This window comes from Lysobacter sp. N42, from assembly GCF_004344885.1.
On sequence record NZ_SKFB01000001.1, the window covers coordinates 537,890 to 554,386 of the forward strand.

Below are 16,497 nucleotides of genomic sequence, written 5' to 3' on the forward strand. Positions count from 1 at the left end.
AGCACCTTTGTGTGCTCCAAGGGTCGGTTTTAGGATGAAACCGATTTCGTGTAACAACCCCGTTGGCAAGGAAATTCAACGGATGTCTAAACTTTGTGAAGTTATTTAATATGACCGAAAATTTTGCTCAATTATTTGAGGAAAGCCTCAAAGAAATCGAAACCCGCCCTGGCTCAATCGTTACTGGTACGGTTGTAGCAATCGAAAAAGACCTAGTTCTAGTAGACGCTGGTCTTAAATCTGAAAGTGCGATCCCTGCTGAACAATTCATGAACTCAGATGGCGAATTAGACATCAATGTTGGTGATTCTGTTGAAGTAGCTCTAGACGCAGTAGAAGACGGTTTCGGTGAAACTATCCTTTCTCGCGAAAAAGCGAAGCGCTACGAAGCTTGGGTACAACTTGAAGCTGCGTATGAGAAAGAAGAAACAGTTACAGGTATCATCAGTGGTAAAGTTAAAGGCGGATTCACTGTTGATCTTAACGGCGTTCGTGCGTTCTTACCTGGTTCACTTGTTGACGTTCGTCCAGTTCGCGATACTGCGCACTTGGAGAACCGTGACCTTGAATTCAAAGTAATCAAGCTAGACCAGAAGCGTAACAACGTTGTTGTATCTCGCCGTGCTGTTATTGAGAAAGAAAACAGTGCAGAGCGTGAAGAGTTACTTGAGAACCTTCAAGAAAGCCAAGAAGTTACGGGTATCGTTAAGAACCTAACTGACTATGGTGCGTTCGTTGACTTGGGCGGCGTAGACGGCTTGTTGCACATCACTGATATGGCTTGGAAGCGTGTTAAGCACCCAAGTGAAATCGTGAATGTTGGCGACGAAATCACTTGTAAAGTATTGAAATTTGACCGTGATCGCACTCGTGTATCACTAGGTCTTAAGCAACTAGGCGAAGATCCTTGGAGCGATATCATCAATCGTTACCCTAAAGGTCTACGCATGTCTGGTCGCGTAACTAACCTAACTGACTACGGTTGCTTCGTTGAAATCGAAGAAGGTGTTGAAGGTCTTGTACACGTTTCTGAAATGGATTGGACAAACAAAAACGTTCACCCATCTAAGATCGTTAACTTAGACGACACCGTTGAAGTTATGGTTCTAGATATCGACGAAGAACGTCGTCGTATCTCTTTGGGTATCAAGCAGTGTAAAGCTAACCCATGGGAAGAGTTCGCGAAGAACAACCAGAAAGGCGACAAAGTTAGCGGTAAGATCAAGTCAATCACTGACTTCGGTATCTTTATCGGCCTAGACGGCAACATCGACGGTCTTGTTCACTTGTCTGACATTTCTTGGAATGCGACTGGTGAAGAAGCGGTTCGCGACTTCAAGAAAGGCGAAGAAGTTGAAGCTGTTGTTCTTCAGGTTGACGCAGAACGTGAGCGTATCTCTCTAGGTATCAAGCAAATTTCTGAAGATCCAGTGAATAACTATCTGGAATCTCACAAGAAGGGTGCTATTGTTACTGGTACGGTTCAAGAAGTTGACGCTAAAGGTGCAACAATTGAACTTGCGGACGGCGTTGAAGGCTACGTACGTGTTGCTGACATCGCTCGTGAGCGCATCGAAGACGCATCAACTGCATTGTCTGTAGGCGATAAAGTTGAAGCACGCTTTATGGGTATCGACCGTAAGAACCGTGTAATCAGCTTGTCAATCAAAGCGAAAGACGAAGCTGAAGAGAAAGCTGCGCTTGAAAGCGTTAATCAGCAAGAAGATAGCGCAATCAACAACGCAATGGCTGAAGCGTTTAAAGCTGCTAAGACTGACGACTAATAGTTGTTATTGCGGCTGAAGAAAGAAAGGAATTATCTGTTATGACGAAGTCAGAGCTGATTGAAGTACTTACGACTAAGCAGCCGCAAGTGTCTCCAAAAGACGTTGAGGCAGGAGTTCGAGGAATTCTAGAAACGATGATTCAATCGTTGGCCAGTGGTCAGCGTATTGAAATAAGGGGCTTTGGTAGCTTCTCATTACATTACCGTAAACCTAGAGTCGGACGTAATCCTAAAACGGGTGATAAAGTTGAGTTGGACGGTAAATACGTTCCTCACTTTAAGCCGGGTAAAGCGCTAAGAGAACGCGTTGATCAAAGCGCTGGTTAACCGCTTTTGGAAAGCAAGACGATTATCTAAAAGGCATGCTATACTGGCATGCCTTTTTTATTAGCTTGGAAAGGATTTTCTATGGCGCGCTTTTTCTTAGCTTTACTGCCTATTCTTTTGCTGTTTCTTATAGCCCTTTTAATCGGTTCTAGAAACACGCATATCATTGATGTCAATTTGTTGCTGGTTCAGTTACAGCTGAAAACCTCTACACTCATGGCATTTTCTTTAGGCTTAGGTTTCCTAGTAGGCATCGTCGCATTCTTGTCGAGTTACCTAAAACTTCGAGTTCGTTACCGTCGCCTGAGAAAAGAGCTCATACAACACGCTAAAGCTAACCTGTAATTATGCTCGAGCTTCTCTTCCTCATTTTACCGATTGCTGCAGCCTATGGTTGGTTCATGGGTCGCAACAGTGTTCGCCAAGAGCAAAGAGAAGAGCAAAAGAAATTTTCAAAAAACTACGTTACTGGAATAAACCTTTTACTTTCAGACCAAAGTGACAAAGCAGTCGATTATTTTACCGAGATGCTGGAAGTAGACAGTGAAACGATAGAAACACATTGGACTTTGGGTAAACTATTTCGCCGCCGTGGTGAGGTAGACCGAGCAATTAAGATTCACCAAAACTTAATTGCTCGTCCTGCAATTACCGAGAGTCAGCGTTATCAAGCAATGTTTGAGCTAGGCCGAGACTATCTCTCCGCAGGGTTTTATGACCGAGCTGAAAAAATGCTAAGTGAGTTAGCTCAACAAAAGCTTTTCCGGGAGCCTAGTGAACGTTACTTAATGCAGCTCTATGAAGCGACCAATGAATGGAACAAAGCGATCAGGGTTGCGCTAAAGATTAGAAGATACGACAAAGGCATCGAACCTAATATTGCACAATTCTATTGCGAGTTAGCTGAGCTTCAAGACAAACAAGATGAAGTATTAAAGTTTTATCAAAAGGCTTTGTCTCATGACAAAGATTGTGTACGTGCAAGGCTTGCGTTAGGGCGCTGGTATTTGGGACATAATAAAGCGAAAGAATGTTTGAGTTATTTTCTGCCGATTATTGAAGACTCTCCTGAGTTTAGTTCTGAAGTACTACCTTTATTGGAAATGGCTTATGCCGAACTTAACGACGAAGACGGTTTATTAAGTTGCCTTCACGACCTAGTTCTTGAAAATCCAAGTGCAACTGCAGTAATTATGCTGGCAAAACATATTGCGGCGCAAAACGATGCGGAAGCTGCCGAGCAGTTTCTACTTACAGCTTTAAGACGAAACCCAACGATGCGCGGATTTCATAAGCTTATTGAGGTTCATGTACAACAAGCGGCCCCAGGGAAAGAGCGTGACGCTCTGAGTCTGCTTCAGTCTATTGTTGCCGAACAAATCAAGCAACGGCCTAAGTATCGTTGTAAACATTGTGGCTTTTCGGCCCAGCAGCTTTATTGGCATTGCCCCTCGTGTAAAGTTTGGGGTGAAATTAAACCTCTTCGTGGAATTGATGGTGAATAATGAAAGAAGTAATTGTCGCTCTAGACTTTCCTAATCCTATCGACGCATTGGCATTTGCAGATAAGTTAGATCCTGATACATGTCGCGTAAAAGTAGGTAAAGAGCTTTTTACATCAGCTGGTCCTGAGTTGGTGAAAGAACTTGTAGCTAGAGGATTTGATGTTTTTTTAGACCTTAAATTTCACGACATCCCTAATACCGTTGCAGGTGCAGTTCGTGCAAGTGCCGAATTGGGGGTTTGGATGGTGAATGTTCACGCTTCCGGTGGAGAGCGTATGATGCGCGCGGCACGGGAAGCATTGGAGCCATATGGAGAGCAACGGCCACTATTAACAGCCGTAACGGTATTGACGAGCATGAGTGAAGCCGAAGTTCATTCGCTTAATGTTTCCGTACCGTTGCAGGAACAAGTATTACACCTAGCGCGACTCACTAAAAACTCTGGGTTAGACGGCGTTGTGTGCTCTGCAGAGGAAGCTAGGCTGCTCAAAGGGGAGTTAGGGAACTCATTTAAACTCGTTACACCAGGTATTCGACCTGAAGGCAGCGCGGCTAACGACCAAACACGCGTTTTGACTCCAAAAGCAGCTATGGAGGCGGGGTCTGATTATTTAGTGATAGGAAGACCCATTCGAGAGTCGGACGCGCCCGCGGAACTAATTTCAGCAATTAACCAGCAAATATCCTAATCCAAACTCAAGCATTTACAGAGCTCCTCGCTATACTGTAACCGTTGCATAGGAAGCAACGGTTACTTAAAAGGAGCATATATGTTTAAACCTATTCGTTTTCTTATTCCCATTCTATCGTCCGTTCTTGTTTTTGCAGGCCCTGCTCATGCTGAAACACTGCAAGATTCTGCTAAAAACTCTTTAGCAGACCTCAAAAGCCAGTCTAAGCAAATGCAGGAAGTGAAACAAAAGGTCAGTAAATTAACGCCTTATGTTTCGATGCATCGGTTACGTGCTGAGAACGATGTCACTGAAACTGTAAACATTAATACCGCCAACGCGATGGAGTTAGCTAAAAAGCTTAAAGGTGTTGGTTCAACTCGCGCTCAAGCTATTATCGAACTTCGCGAGCGTTTAGGTGGGTTTTCAGATATCGAGCAACTTTTAGAAGTGCGAGGTTTGGGCGTGCGAACTTTAAACGCTAATCGGGAACGTATCGTCTTGTAGGTATGCCACATAAAAAAGCCTCGACCCCAAAGTTGGGAGCCGAGGCTTCTTTTTAAGACGTATTATTCTTGGCTAGGACACGCTTGCATGTCTGCGTAAGCTTTTGAAGTAGGGGTGTTAACGCCTGCTACTTTGCCGCTATGCTGAATTTCTGCTCGTGCTGAAGCAGGCATTGCTTGTAGTGCTGCAATGTCTGCAGAAATTTCGCCTGCAGGGGCTTTAGCCATTTCAGCAAACGTAAAGTGAATACCTTTCGCCTTAGTTTGCGCTTTCGGTTTAGCTTTAGTTTTGGCTTTTGGCTTTTCTGCTTCGACCGTGATTTCTTGCTCAGCATCTGAATTTGCAGCTTCTTCCGCTTGAGGTTGAGCGATTTCCTCTTCTTTTGCTGGTGAAACTTCCTGTGTTGAAGGTGCTTCTTCCACGGTTTCTTCAACAGCATCTGCCTCTACTTTATCAGCTACTGCTTCTTCAGAAGAAGATTCGTCGGTCACAGACTCTTCACTCTTTGGAGCTTCTTCGTTAACTGAAGGTTGCTCTTTCGCTGACGGCTCTTGTTCCGCTGATGGCTCTACGGCACTACTTTCGCTGTTAACTGAGGTATCGTCACCATTTGAAGCTTCTGTTTCAGGTGACGCTTGCTCGGCCGTTTTCTCAGCTTTCGGTGTTGCCGGGGTTTCTGCAGTGTTTTCTACAACAGGAGTTTGCTCTTCTTTGTGTTTAGTCGCTACCGGCTGCTCGTTCTTAGTTACTTCTTGAGTATCTACTGGAGCTACTACTGTATTTTGGTTTTCTTCTTCAGAAACCTTCGCGTCTGTTTTCACACGCACCGAGCTTTTTAGATCTCTACGTTGACGGCGTTGAGCAGGTATAGACTCTTGCTGCTTGTTATTTTGCGTAGCTTGACCATTGTCTTGCTTTTCCTGCTGCGGCTTGCGTCTACGGTTACGACGATTACGGTTCTCTTGGTTCGATTTATTCTGGGTTGCGCTATCGTCTTGAGACTTCGAATTCTTGCGCTCTTGCGCATTATTATTGCGTTCTTGGCCACGCTCTTGGTTACGCTGGTTATTGCGGTTCCCACGACGTTGATTGTTACGGTTACGGTTGTTCGATGAACCCTGGTTACGGTTGTTGCGTTGACCGTTTCGTGTGTTTTTCGCAGGCTTTTTCGGTTCGTCACTAGCAAATAGAGACTTCAACCACTTCGCAATTTTCGAAACCAAAGAAGGTTCGTTAGAAGTTTTAACCGTTGGAGCAGGAGCTGCTTCAGGGGCAACCATCTGTTTAAGTGCTGGTTTCTCACTAGCCTTCGGTGAAGGTTGAGAAATCTCAACACTTTGTACTGGAGCTTTTTGTATAAGCTCAAAGCTTTGGTTCTGGCTCATTTCATCTTTACGAATACGAACGACTTCAAAGTGAGGCGTGTCGAGATGCTGATTCGGGATGATAATGATGCTTGTTTTATTACGCTTTTCAATTTGTTGAATAGGTAACCGTTTTTCATTAAGCAGGTACGTTGCAACCGACACAGGTACTTGTGCCATTACTTGTCCTGTATTGTCTTTCAACGCTTCTTCTTCAATTAAGCGAAGAATGGAAAGGGCAATAGACTCGTTACTACGTATCGTGCCTTGTCCACTACAACGAGGACAAACATGGTTAGCTGACTCGCCAAGCGAAGGACGTAATCTTTGACGTGACATTTCAAGAAGGCCGAAACGTGAAATGCGAGTAACTTGAACGCGTGCACGGTCTTGCTTTAACGCTTCACGTAATCTGTTTTCTACTTCACGTTGGTGCTTCATCGGTGTCATATCGATGAAGTCGATAACAATCAGGCCACCCACATCACGTAGACGAAGTTGACGCGCGATTTCGTCCGCAGCTTCAAGGTTGGTTTGGAAAGCCGTTTCTTCGATGTCTCCGCCTTTTGTTGCGCGCGCAGAGTTAATGTCGATAGAAGTTAATGCTTCGGTTGGGTCGATAGAAATTGAACCACCTGAAGGTAGTCGTACTTCACGCTCAAAAGCCGACTCAATTTGGCTTTCAATTTGATAGTGATTAAATAAAGGAACATCACCTTTATACATTTTTGCGCGCTGCAAAAAGTCTGGGCGTACAATTTTGATATGCTCAAGAGTTTGAGCGTAGATGTTCTCATCATCAATCAGAATTTCACCAATGTCTCGACGTAAATAGTCACGAATCGCACGGAAAATAACGTTACTTTCTTGATGAATTAAGAACGGAGCTGGGCGGCTCGACGCAGCTTCTTCAATGGCTTCCCAATGATGAATAAGTACTTTTAAGTCCCATGCTAATTCTTCAGCAGACTTACCTACGCCAGCTGTACGAACAATTAAGCCCATTCCGTTCGGAACGCGCAAGTCAGCCATTGCTTCTTTTAGCTGTGTGCGCTCTTCACCCTCGATGCGGCGAGAAATACCACCCGCACGTGGGTTGTTCGGCATTAAAACTAGGTAACTACCTGCTAATGAAATAAAGGTAGTGAGTGCAGCACCTTTTTGGCCACGTTCTTCCTTATCGATTTGAACGATAACTTCCTGACCTTCTTTAACCACATCTTTGATGTTTGGGCGGCCATTAATTTTATAATCAGCAGGGAAGTAAGACTTGGCAATTTCTTTAAGAGGGAGGAAGCCATGGCGTTCTGCACCGTAATCAACAAAAGCGGCTTCTAAACTGGGTTCAACGCGGGTGATTGTGCCTTTATAGATATTTGCTTTTTTTTGTTCGTGACCTGGGCTTTCAATGTCTAGGTCATAAAGGCGTTGGCCGTCTACCAACGCTACACGCAATTCTTCTTGCTGCGTGGCATTAATTAGCATTCTTTTCATATTGTGACTCATTTTAATTAGTAAAACGCCACAACACTGAACTGCTTATAACACTTTGTTTTGTCAACGAATAAAACCGGCCCTTCGATTACGAGTTTGCTCGTAATTACCGGCTTTTTACATATCTTTTCTGCTTTCTCATTCCTACTGCACAGGCATTGGCCTTGCGCATGTAACCCGTGGACATTGGTCTCACGTTTTACAGTAATTTCTGCTGAACTAAAACAAGCGTATTCGCTTTTCGTCAGTGCTGCCGCTGGTTAAAATCTTTTCGCGGACTAAAAGTCAACGCGTTAACCATCTAAATGGTTTTGCACAACTATTGTCGCATTTTTTAACTGCAAAAAACAAGCCAGAAACATATTTAAAATAGAGGTAAAGGTAGGGGACTGCGTGATATAATTTTTCTATGAGTGAACAGAATCCATATAACAAGGTTTCCTGGCATGAAGTCCAGGACGATGAAAGCGGCCAACGTCTAGATAATTATTTGTTGTCTAGGCTAAAAGGCGTGCCGAAGAGTTATATTTACAGAATTATTCGCAAAGGTGAGGTTCGTGTAAATAAAGGACGCATTAAGCCGGACTATAAATTAAAAGCTAATGATCAAATACGTGTTCCTCCTGTAAAAGTTGCAGAGAGGGCGGACACGCCAAATCCCAAATTAGAAGTTATTGCTCAGCTTGAGTCGTATATATTGTTCGAGGATGACTCGTTGCTCGTTGTCAATAAGCCGTCGGGTTTAGCAGTGCATGGCGGTTCGGGCCTAAAGTTCGGTTTAATTGAAGGACTTCGAAGCCTTCGTCCGCAACAAAAGTTTCTTGAGCTTGTACATCGTATCGACAGAGACACCTCTGGAATAATATTGGTTGCAAAGAAACGGTCAGCGCTGCGCGAACTGCATAAACAGTTACGCGACAAAACGGTTGAAAAAAAATACCTCGCATTAGTTGCGGGTACATGGTCTAAAAACAAGAAAACAGTAGAGTCCCCTCTAAAGAAAAACACACTCAAGTCGGGCGAACGGGTTGTTCGTGTTGATAGAGAAGGTAAACCGTCTAAAACAAAGTTTGGTGTAGTTGAGAAGTTTGGGCAAGCAACCTTGATTGCCTGTGAACCCGTTACGGGACGAACTCACCAAATCCGGGTACACACCCAGCATGCAGGCAACCCGATAGCTGGAGATGACAAGTACGGCGATCCTAGATTTGTGCATATTGCAGAACAACATGGTTTGAAGCGTTTATTTTTACATGCACACGAAATTGCATTTATACATCCTAAAACGGAGACAACAATGCGGTTATCAGCGCCTTTAGACGATGAACTAGAGCGCGTTTTAAAGTCGTTTAGAAAAACAGGTTAAGCAGAATGAGCTCAGTCAAACCGTTTATTATATTCGACTGGGATGGAACCTTAATGGACTCCATCCCTAGAATCGTTTCTTGTATGCAAAAAATGGCCGCCGATGCTCGATTACCCGTGCCTACCGAACAAGCTACACGAGACATTATTGGCTTAAGTTTGCCGGTAGCGCTTGAAGTGCTTTTTGACTGTTACGACAAAGCAGAACAAACCGCGTTAATAGATATCTACAGACATTACTATATAGATGCTGATACTACACCGAGCCCGATGTTTGATGGTGCTACAGAGCTTTTGCAGCGTCTTCATAAACAAGGGTTTCCGCTCGCAGTAGCTACAGGGAAAGCCCGACCTGGTTTATTACGTGTTTGGGAAGAGACAGGAACAGAACGCTATTTTGTGAATTCTCGCTGTGCCTCTGAAGCTCCTTCAAAGCCGAACCCTGCTATGTTAAAGGACCTTATGGCAGAGCAGGGGGCAGATATCCAAGACACGCTTATGATCGGTGACTCTAAACACGATTTACGCATGGCTAATAATGCGGGAATAAAGTCATTAGGCGTTACATTCGGTGTTCACGACGCACATACTTTAAATGCGGAGAGTCCATTCGGTCTTTGCCATACTTTCGATGACGTCGAGAGCACTATTCATGACTGGATCGAAAGTGTAAATAGCTCACGCCAGCGTGCTCAAGCATTGTTGTAAGTTTTATCAAGGGTAGCCCGATTAGACTGTTGGGGTCGCTCGACTCTATTTTCTCGAAAAGGCTAATGCCTAACCCTTCACATTTAAAGCTTCCCGCACAGTTAAATGGTTGTTCCTGCTTTATGTAATGCTCGAGTTCTTTTTGAGAACGAGTCCTGAAAGTAACCTCGACCTCATCAATATCGCTCTCTTGTTCTTTGGTTTCGCTGTTTAAGACAGTGAGACTGGTAAAGAAGCTAACTCGTTTACCTTGAAAAAGAGACAACTGCTTTAATGCGTTTTCGTGGTTTCCTGGCTTACCTAGTATTTTGCCTTCGCAAACAGCGACTTGATCTGACGCTATTATAATGGCGTTAGGGTAAACCGCTGCTACTTTATGTGCTTTTGCAGCTGCGAGCCTCAGCACCAACTCTTTCGGGTCTTCATGCTCAAGAGGTGTTTCATCGATGTCAGGTGAGTAGGTTTCGAAAGCTAAACCGAGGGTTTTTAACAATGCTTTTCTAAAAGGTGAACTAGAAGCTAAAACAATAAGAGGTTGTTGTGTAGTTGGCACAGCATTTATCCTTTTTCCATATAGGCGAAAAGAATGACATAAATAGCTTATATTTCGCAATTTCCTTTGACTATGAAAGCGACAATCAGTATTATTCGCGCGCTATGCAAAAGGTTAGAATACCCGTAACGGTCGATCCAATACGCAGTGCAACGAAGAGATTAAGCTATAATGGTGAAGTACCAACGGCTTCTCTTGAGAGACTGCAGGATGTGTCACTCGAAATAAAAGGTGAGGCAGACGTATGCCTTACATTTGATCGTGACGAACAGAACCTAGTTTTCATTCACGGTACTGCCGAAACAACGGTGGTAGTTGCTTGTCAGCGATGTGGTGAAAATATGGATGTACCGGTTACATGTGAATTTCGATATGCACCAGTCAATCAGAAAGTGAAAGCTGAAGATTTGCCTGAGCATTACGACCCAGTGGAATTAAACGAGTTTGGAGAGTTAAACCTTCATCAAATCGTTGAAGATGAGTTAATTCTCGCACTGCCGCTGGTTGCAATGCATGCTGAAGAAGATTGCAGAATTGATCGTAATACCATGACATTCGGTGAGCTTCCGAAAGAGGAAGATAAACCCAATCCGTTTGCGGTGTTACAAAAGTTAAAGAAATAACTGTACCAGGAGAACTCTAATGGCTGTACAACAAAATCGTAAAACCCGTTCTAAGCGTGGTATGCGTCGTGCGCACGATAGCTTAAACGGAGCTGCATTGTCTGTAGACCAAACTAGCGGTGAAACGCATCGTCGTCACCACGTATCTGCAGACGGATACTACAAAGGTAAGCAAGTTACCGCTAAATAAGTCGCATGCGTCCTATAACGCTTGCACTTGACGCGATGGGCGGTGACCGAGGTCCCGCCATCATAATTGCAGCGCTCAAACGAGCGCTGCAAGCGTTTCCTACTACCCATTTTCTGGTGTTCGGTGATGAGCAAGAACTCAAGCCATTACTCCGGTCGATTCCTTCCCAGTATTCCTCTCGATATCAAATTGTTCATAGTGCTCAAGTGATCGAGATGGATGACAAACCTGGACAATGTATTCGAAGTAAGCCCAAAGCATCAATGCGTTTAGCCATTGACGCTGTCGCAGAAAACGATGCCGACGCTTGTGTCAGTTGTGGTAACACTGGCGCACTCATGGCGTTGTCCTACCTGAAATTGAAGACCATACCTGGTGTTATTCGACCTGCCTTGGTCGCTCCACTTCCTAATCAGAAGGGACATCAAAGCTTTTTACTCGATTTAGGCGCTAATCCTCAGTGTGACGCTGAAACTTTGCACCAATTCGCGGTCATGGGGTCGGTTCTGGCAACGGAAGTTGCGCGTGTGAAGCGTCCTAGAGTTGCTTTACTCAATATGGGCGAGGAAGAAATCAAGGGTAACGACGTTGTCAAAAATGCAGCGCAACTGCTAAAAGAAAATCAGGCTATAGAGTATGTTGGCTTTATTGAAGGTAATGACATATTTGCTGGTAAAGCTGACGTTATAGTGTGCGATGGATTCACAGGTAATGTTGCATTGAAGAGCTGTGAAGGAATGGCTCGACTTCTTTATGAAAACCTTAATCAGTCGTTGAAAACGCATTGGTTTAGTAAACTACTGGCATTATTCGTTTATAAACGCCTAAAAAACTCACTCTCATGGCTCAAGCCCGACCAGTATAACGGTGCATCTTTGATAGGATTGCGCGGTGTTGTGATAAAGAGTCACGGCAATGCATCTGCAGAAGCATTTTTTAGTGCAATAAAGCAGGCTCAAGTTGAGGCTGAGAATAAATTACCCAGCCGCATTCATGATCAAATTGCAGCAGAGCTAGGAGAGCAGTCCTAGCCAAATTACTCGAAGGTAACGATGAGGCTGGATATGTTTACTAGAATTGTTGGCACAGGTCATTATCTTCCTTCCCAACGGTTAACCAACCAACAATTAGAACAACGTGTAGATACTTCTGATCAATGGATCCGTGAGCGAACTGGTATTCGTGAACGCAGAATTGCTGAGGCGCATGAAAACGTAGTTTCAATGGCGGCTCATGCGTCAACTGATGCATTACGCTCTGCAAATATTGATGCGCTTGAGCTAGATATGGTCATTGTAGCGACCACTTCAGCAGATAAGTCCTTCCCAAGTGCTGCTTGCGAACTACAGGCTGCGATTGGAGCAAAGAATGCTGCGGCGTTCGATGTGGCTGCAGCATGCGCTGGGTTCATGTTCGCTATGAGCGTTGCCGATCAGTATATTAAAACCGGGGCAGCGAAAAAAATTCTGATCGTGGGTAGTGACGTATTGTCTCGGCTTTGTAACCCTGAAGATCGCAATACGATCGTACTTTTTGGCGATGGTGCAGGTGCTGCTGTGCTTGAGGCTAGTGAGAAGCCAGGCATTCTTTCGACGCATATATACTGTGCTGGCGAATATGCTGAGTTACTGGGCGCTGACTTGCCCACTCGACGCCCTGACGCTATAGAAGAACAAGCTTGGTTGTATATGAAGGGTAACGAAGTATTCAAAGTTGCGGTTCAGAAATTATCGGAATTGGTGCAAACTACGCTGCAACAACATGATTTAAGCCCTGAAGAGCTTGACTGGCTGGTGCCTCATCAGGCTAATTTCAGAATAATTCAGGCAACAGCTAAAAAATTGTCGATGCCATTGGAACAAGTGGTGTTAACGTTAGACTATACAGGAAATACCTCAGCTGCTTCCGTCCCAATAGCTTTAGATGTTGCCGTTAAAGACGGCCGCATTCAGCGTGGTCAACGCGTTTTACTCGAAGCGTTTGGCGGCGGTTTCGCTTGGGGTTCAGCATTGATTACATATTAAGGTTTTGAATATGGCTAAAACAGCGTTTATTTTCCCAGGTCAGGGTTCACAAGCTAAAGGAATGCTTGCGGACTTAGTTGCAGAAACACCTGTGGTTGGGCAAACCTTCGCAGAGGCAAGCGAAGCTCTCGGCTATGATCTATGGTCGATTATTGAGCATAACGAAGACGATCAATTGAACCAAACAGCTATTACTCAACCCGCAATACTTGCTGCAAGCGTTGCGGTTTATCGTGCTCTAGGCGAACCTAAAGTAGACTTCATGGCAGGGCACAGTTTGGGTGAGTATTCCGCTTTAGTATGCTCTGGAGCGTTAGCATTCCAAGACGCCATTCGGTTAGTGTCTTTGCGTGGTAAGGCTATGCAAGAAGCTGTTCCCGCCGGTGTGGGAGCTATGGCTGCGGTTATCGGTTTAGACGATGAAAGCGTTATTAGAGCATGTGAAGCAAGTGAGCAGGGCGAGGTTGTTTCTGCGGTTAACTTTAACTCTCCAGGCCAAGTTGTTATTGCAGGTAACAAAGCTGCGGTAGAGCGCGCAGGTGAGAAATGTAAAGAGGCAGGCGCAAAGCGGGTATTACCATTACCTGTTAGTGTTCCTTCGCATTGTGCACTTATGCAAAGCGCAGCGAAAGAGCTTGAAGCGGCGTTAACCTCGGTAAATATTGAATTACCTACGATTCCTGTGGTCCATAATGTTGATGTTACAGTCGCCGAATCTGTCGACGATATTAAAACAAAACTAGTACAGCAACTTTATTCTCCAGTGCAGTGGACAAAAACCGTCGAATGGTTGGTTTCTCAAGGCGTAGAAGAGTTTCATGAAGTCGGACCTGGAAAAGTATTGTCGGGGCTGGTTAAACGAATTCATAAACCTGCACAAGTAGGTGCTATTCATAATATTGAAAGCGTTCAAACGTTTTCAGAATAATAAAGAGTGAAGAGAGGACGCATGTCTAATTTTGCAGATAAAGTAGTGGTGGTTACTGGTGCGAGTCGCGGTATTGGCCGTGCAATTGCGGAGCAGTTCGCAGCCGGCGGTGCTAAAGTGATTGGTACGGCAACCAGCGATAGTGGTGCGGAGGCTATTAGCAGCTATTTAGGTGACCATGGCCAAGGTATGAGGTTAAATGTAACCGAAGAGAATGCTATCGATAGCTTTATTAAGCATGTTCAAGACGAGTTCGGTGCTATTGATATATTAGTGAATAACGCAGGTATCACTCGAGACAACTTGTTAATGCGAATGAAAGAAAGCGAGTGGGACGACGTTATTGCGACCAACCTTACTGCGGTGTTTAAAATATCCAAAGCCGTAATGCGTGGTATGATGAAAAAGCGTAACGGTCGTATTATTAACATTGGCTCGGTTGTCGGTACAACAGGTAACCCTGGCCAAGCGAATTATTGTGCAGCGAAAGCCGGACTCATTGGTTTTACTAAGTCTTTAGGGAAAGAAATAGCGGCTCGAGGCGTTACCGTAAACGCGGTTTCTCCAGGATTTATTGACACCGATATGACAAAAGCATTGACGGAAGAGCAAAAGAGCAAAATTTTTGATACGATTCCTGCTGCTCGATTAGGTAAGCCTGAAGAAATTGCGGCAGCTGTGATATTCCTTGCGTCTGAAGGTGCAGCTTACATTACAGGTGAGACTATTCACGTAAATGGTGGGATGAATATGGCCTAGTTGAGGTCATACCTCGCACCATTATTTAAATTTTTGCTTTAATCATGCGGTTCGTTTGTCTAAACTACCCGCAAATTTAATCAGAGACCGATTGAGGGATCCAAATGAGCACTATCGAAGAACGCGTAAAAAAAATCATTATTGAGCAACTAGGTGTTAAAGAAGAAGAAGTAAAGTCTGAAGCTTCTTTTGAAAACGACCTAGGCGCAGACTCTCTAGACACAGTAGAGTTGGTTATGGCTTTGGAAGAAGAGTTTGAAACTGAAATTCCAGACGAAGAAGCTGAAAAGATCCGTACGGTTCAAGCTGCAATCGACTACGTGAAAGCGCACTCTGAAGAGTAAGCTGTAGAATTCTAGAGAAAGGGCGGAATGTTGTCATTCCGCCCTTTTTTTATCTGCGTTATAGTAGGGGACTTGGTAAATAAAAATAACTATGGATTTCGTTTATGTCTAAGCAACGCGTTGTTATTACAGGCCTAGGTACAATTTCTCCAAATGGTTTAGATACCGAAACAACTTGGCGCTCAGTACTGGCTGGTCAGTCTGGTGTTGGCATGATCGAGCATTTCGACACAACCGATTACAACACTAAGTTTGCGGCTTTGGTTAAAGACTTTGAGCCGACGAATTATATGTCTCGTAAAGACGTAAAGAAGATGGATACCTTTGTACAATATGGTGTTGCGGCAGCAAAGGAAGCTATAGAGCATGCAAAGTTAGCAGTGACCGACGAGAATTGTCATCGCATAGGTGTAATGATTAGTTCGGGTATTGGTGGGTTAAAAGGTATTGAAGAGAACCATCAAAAACTCACAGAAGGTGGTCCACGAAAAGTATCTCCATTTTTTGTACCGTCTTCGATTATTAATATGATTTCTGGCCAAGTTTCAATGCTACATGGCCTGAAAGGTCCTAATCTTTCTATTGTTACAGCCTGTACCACAGGCGTTCACAGCATTGGACAAGCCGCTCGTATTATTGCTTACGGAGATGCCGATGTGATGATAGCTGGGGGAGCTGAGAAAGGTTCAACGCCATTAGGTATAGCCGGGTTTAATGCAGCACGTGCACTTTCGACACGAAATGATCAACCTCAACAGGCAAGCCGGCCCTGGGACAAAGACCGCGACGGTTTTGTTCTTGGTGATGGTGCAGGAGTCGTTGTTCTAGAGTCTCTTGAACACGCTTTAGAGCGCGGTGCCGATATTATTGCTGAAGTTAAAGGGTTTGGTATGAGCGCAGACGCCTATCATATGACGTCTCCGCCAGAACATGGAGAGGGTGCTGCTGCAGCAATGATCAACGCGTTGAACGACGGACAAGTGGAAAAATCGACCGTGGATTACATTAACGCGCACGGAACATCAACGCCCGCTGGCGATGTAGCTGAGGTGAGGGCAATTAAAAGCGTATTTGGCGAGCATGCATCCAAACTATGTGTGAGTTCTACAAAGTCGATGACAGGCCACTTGTTAGGAGCTGCCGGTGCGGTAGAGGCAATATTCAGCATTCTTGCTATCCGGGACCAAATTGCTCCACCTACCATTAATTTAGATAACCCAGCAGATGAATGCGACCTAGACTTTGTAGCCCACACTGCACAGAAACGAAGCATTCATTCCGTGTTATGTAACTCCTTTGGCTTTGGTGGCACAAATGGAAGCTTGTTGTTTACTCGTTATGAGTAAGGT

At 44.5% G+C, this 16,497-nt stretch carries 18 protein-coding genes; 16 read left to right on the forward strand and 2 right to left on the reverse strand.

Features of this window, described 5'->3' with window-relative positions:
• The first annotated feature begins 110 nt into the window (after positions 1 to 110).
• The 6 genes from rpsA (at position 111) to EYQ95_RS02740 (ending at position 4,796) form a co-directional block, all read left to right on the forward strand.
• Positions 111 to 1,784, forward strand: a complete 1,674-nt coding sequence (gene rpsA, locus EYQ95_RS02715) for a 30S ribosomal protein S1 (protein ID WP_111914837.1) — start codon at positions 111 to 113, stop codon at positions 1,782 to 1,784.
• A gap of 41 nt (positions 1,785 to 1,825) precedes the next feature.
• Positions 1,826 to 2,113, forward strand: a complete 288-nt coding sequence (gene ihfB / locus EYQ95_RS02720; protein ID WP_111914233.1) for an integration host factor subunit beta — start codon at positions 1,826 to 1,828, stop codon at positions 2,111 to 2,113.
• Between the two features lie 48 nt (positions 2,114 to 2,161).
• Entirely contained in the window at positions 2,162 to 2,458 is a 297-nt protein-coding gene (locus tag EYQ95_RS02725; RefSeq protein ID WP_111914232.1) for a lipopolysaccharide assembly protein LapA domain-containing protein, read from the forward strand.
• 2 nt (positions 2,459 to 2,460) lie between these two features.
• Positions 2,461 to 3,618, forward strand: coding sequence for a lipopolysaccharide assembly protein LapB (lapB, locus tag EYQ95_RS02730; protein WP_111914231.1), 1,158 nt, complete (start codon positions 2,461 to 2,463; stop codon positions 3,616 to 3,618).
• Positions 3,618 to 4,307, forward strand: a complete 690-nt coding sequence (pyrF, locus tag EYQ95_RS02735) for an orotidine-5'-phosphate decarboxylase (protein ID WP_111914230.1) — start codon at positions 3,618 to 3,620, stop codon at positions 4,305 to 4,307. The genes lapB and pyrF overlap by 1 nt, the downstream gene beginning before the upstream one ends.
• Before the next feature lie 81 nt (positions 4,308 to 4,388).
• Complete coding sequence (locus EYQ95_RS02740; RefSeq protein WP_111914229.1) at positions 4,389 to 4,796, forward strand: helix-hairpin-helix domain-containing protein; 408 nt, start codon at positions 4,389 to 4,391, stop codon at positions 4,794 to 4,796.
• Between the two features lie 62 nt (positions 4,797 to 4,858).
• On the opposite strand, the gene rne is transcribed toward EYQ95_RS02740, so the two are convergent.
• Complete coding sequence (rne, locus tag EYQ95_RS02745; RefSeq protein WP_111914228.1) at positions 4,859 to 7,654, reverse strand: ribonuclease E; 2,796 nt, start codon at positions 7,652 to 7,654, stop codon at positions 4,859 to 4,861.
• 409 nt (positions 7,655 to 8,063) lie between these two features.
• Between rne and rluC the strand changes: the two genes are divergently transcribed.
• Both rluC and EYQ95_RS02755 read left to right on the forward strand, forming a co-directional pair.
• Positions 8,064 to 9,020: a 23S rRNA pseudouridine(955/2504/2580) synthase RluC gene (rluC, locus tag EYQ95_RS02750; RefSeq protein ID WP_111914227.1), complete on the forward strand. Its 957-nt coding sequence runs from the start codon at positions 8,064 to 8,066 to the stop codon at positions 9,018 to 9,020.
• 5 nt (positions 9,021 to 9,025) lie between these two features.
• Complete coding sequence (locus tag EYQ95_RS02755; RefSeq protein WP_111914226.1) at positions 9,026 to 9,727, forward strand: HAD family hydrolase; 702 nt, start codon at positions 9,026 to 9,028, stop codon at positions 9,725 to 9,727.
• On the opposite strand, the gene EYQ95_RS02760 is transcribed toward EYQ95_RS02755, so the two are convergent.
• Positions 9,666 to 10,280, reverse strand: a complete 615-nt coding sequence (locus tag EYQ95_RS02760; protein WP_207801075.1) for a nucleoside triphosphate pyrophosphatase — start codon at positions 10,278 to 10,280, stop codon at positions 9,666 to 9,668. The two genes, EYQ95_RS02755 and EYQ95_RS02760, sit on opposite strands and share 62 nt — an antisense overlap.
• Here EYQ95_RS02760 and yceD point away from each other — a divergent pair.
• From yceD to fabF, 8 genes are all read left to right on the forward strand, one after another.
• Complete coding sequence (yceD, locus tag EYQ95_RS02765) at positions 10,274 to 10,903, forward strand: 23S rRNA accumulation protein YceD (RefSeq protein ID WP_207916205.1); 630 nt, start codon at positions 10,274 to 10,276, stop codon at positions 10,901 to 10,903. The genes EYQ95_RS02760 and yceD overlap by 7 nt on opposite strands.
• Before the next feature lie 19 nt (positions 10,904 to 10,922).
• Positions 10,923 to 11,093 carry a 50S ribosomal protein L32 gene (rpmF, locus tag EYQ95_RS02770; RefSeq protein WP_111914224.1) on the forward strand — a complete coding sequence of 57 codons (171 nt, stop codon included), beginning with the start codon at positions 10,923 to 10,925 and terminating at the stop codon, positions 11,091 to 11,093.
• Positions 11,094 to 11,098: 5 nt separating this feature from the next.
• Positions 11,099 to 12,124: a phosphate acyltransferase PlsX gene (plsX, locus tag EYQ95_RS02775; RefSeq protein ID WP_111914223.1), complete on the forward strand. Its 1,026-nt coding sequence runs from the start codon at positions 11,099 to 11,101 to the stop codon at positions 12,122 to 12,124.
• A gap of 21 nt (positions 12,125 to 12,145) precedes the next feature.
• The gene (locus tag EYQ95_RS02780) at positions 12,146 to 13,117 is read left to right on the forward strand and encodes a beta-ketoacyl-ACP synthase III (protein ID WP_243699852.1); all 972 of its coding nucleotides are present in this window, start codon (positions 12,146 to 12,148) and stop codon (positions 13,115 to 13,117) included.
• A gap of 10 nt (positions 13,118 to 13,127) precedes the next feature.
• A complete protein-coding gene (gene fabD / locus EYQ95_RS02785; protein WP_111914221.1) occupies positions 13,128 to 14,045 on the forward strand; it encodes an ACP S-malonyltransferase in 918 nt (305 codons plus the stop codon).
• Positions 14,046 to 14,066: 21 nt separating this feature from the next.
• Positions 14,067 to 14,804: a 3-oxoacyl-ACP reductase FabG gene (fabG, locus tag EYQ95_RS02790; protein ID WP_111914220.1), complete on the forward strand. Its 738-nt coding sequence runs from the start codon at positions 14,067 to 14,069 to the stop codon at positions 14,802 to 14,804.
• A gap of 104 nt (positions 14,805 to 14,908) precedes the next feature.
• Entirely contained in the window at positions 14,909 to 15,148 is a 240-nt protein-coding gene (acpP, locus tag EYQ95_RS02795; protein WP_072155431.1) for an acyl carrier protein, read from the forward strand.
• Between the two features lie 104 nt (positions 15,149 to 15,252).
• Positions 15,253 to 16,494, forward strand: a complete 1,242-nt coding sequence (gene fabF / locus EYQ95_RS02800; protein ID WP_111914219.1) for a beta-ketoacyl-ACP synthase II — start codon at positions 15,253 to 15,255, stop codon at positions 16,492 to 16,494.
• The last annotated feature ends 3 nt before the right edge of the window (positions 16,495 to 16,497 follow it).

What these genes read in the sequence shown, in the direction of transcription:
- rpsA (WP_111914837.1), top strand. Translation starts at nt 111, where the DNA reads ATGACCGAAAATTTTGCTCAATTATTTGAGGAAAGCCTCAAAGAAATC.
- ihfB (WP_111914233.1), top strand. Translation starts at nt 1,826, where the DNA reads ATGACGAAGTCAGAGCTGATTGAAGTACTTACGACTAAGCAGCCGCAA.
- EYQ95_RS02725 (WP_111914232.1), top strand. Translation starts at nt 2,162, where the DNA reads ATGCCTTTTTTATTAGCTTGGAAAGGATTTTCTATGGCGCGCTTTTTC.
- lapB (WP_111914231.1), top strand. Translation starts at nt 2,461, where the DNA reads ATGCTCGAGCTTCTCTTCCTCATTTTACCGATTGCTGCAGCCTATGGT.
- pyrF (WP_111914230.1), top strand. Translation starts at nt 3,618, where the DNA reads ATGAAAGAAGTAATTGTCGCTCTAGACTTTCCTAATCCTATCGACGCA.
- EYQ95_RS02740 (WP_111914229.1), top strand. Translation starts at nt 4,389, where the DNA reads ATGTTTAAACCTATTCGTTTTCTTATTCCCATTCTATCGTCCGTTCTT.
- rne (WP_111914228.1), bottom strand. Translation starts at nt 7,654, where the DNA reads ATGAAAAGAATGCTAATTAATGCCACGCAGCAAGAAGAATTGCGTGTA.
- rluC (WP_111914227.1), top strand. Translation starts at nt 8,064, where the DNA reads ATGAGTGAACAGAATCCATATAACAAGGTTTCCTGGCATGAAGTCCAG.
- EYQ95_RS02755 (WP_111914226.1), top strand. Translation starts at nt 9,026, where the DNA reads ATGAGCTCAGTCAAACCGTTTATTATATTCGACTGGGATGGAACCTTA.
- rpmF (WP_111914224.1), top strand. Translation starts at nt 10,923, where the DNA reads ATGGCTGTACAACAAAATCGTAAAACCCGTTCTAAGCGTGGTATGCGT.
- plsX (WP_111914223.1), top strand. Translation starts at nt 11,099, where the DNA reads ATGCGTCCTATAACGCTTGCACTTGACGCGATGGGCGGTGACCGAGGT.
- EYQ95_RS02780 (WP_243699852.1), top strand. Translation starts at nt 12,146, where the DNA reads ATGAGGCTGGATATGTTTACTAGAATTGTTGGCACAGGTCATTATCTT.
- fabD (WP_111914221.1), top strand. Translation starts at nt 13,128, where the DNA reads ATGGCTAAAACAGCGTTTATTTTCCCAGGTCAGGGTTCACAAGCTAAA.
- fabG (WP_111914220.1), top strand. Translation starts at nt 14,067, where the DNA reads ATGTCTAATTTTGCAGATAAAGTAGTGGTGGTTACTGGTGCGAGTCGC.
- acpP (WP_072155431.1), top strand. Translation starts at nt 14,909, where the DNA reads ATGAGCACTATCGAAGAACGCGTAAAAAAAATCATTATTGAGCAACTA.
- fabF (WP_111914219.1), top strand. Translation starts at nt 15,253, where the DNA reads ATGTCTAAGCAACGCGTTGTTATTACAGGCCTAGGTACAATTTCTCCA.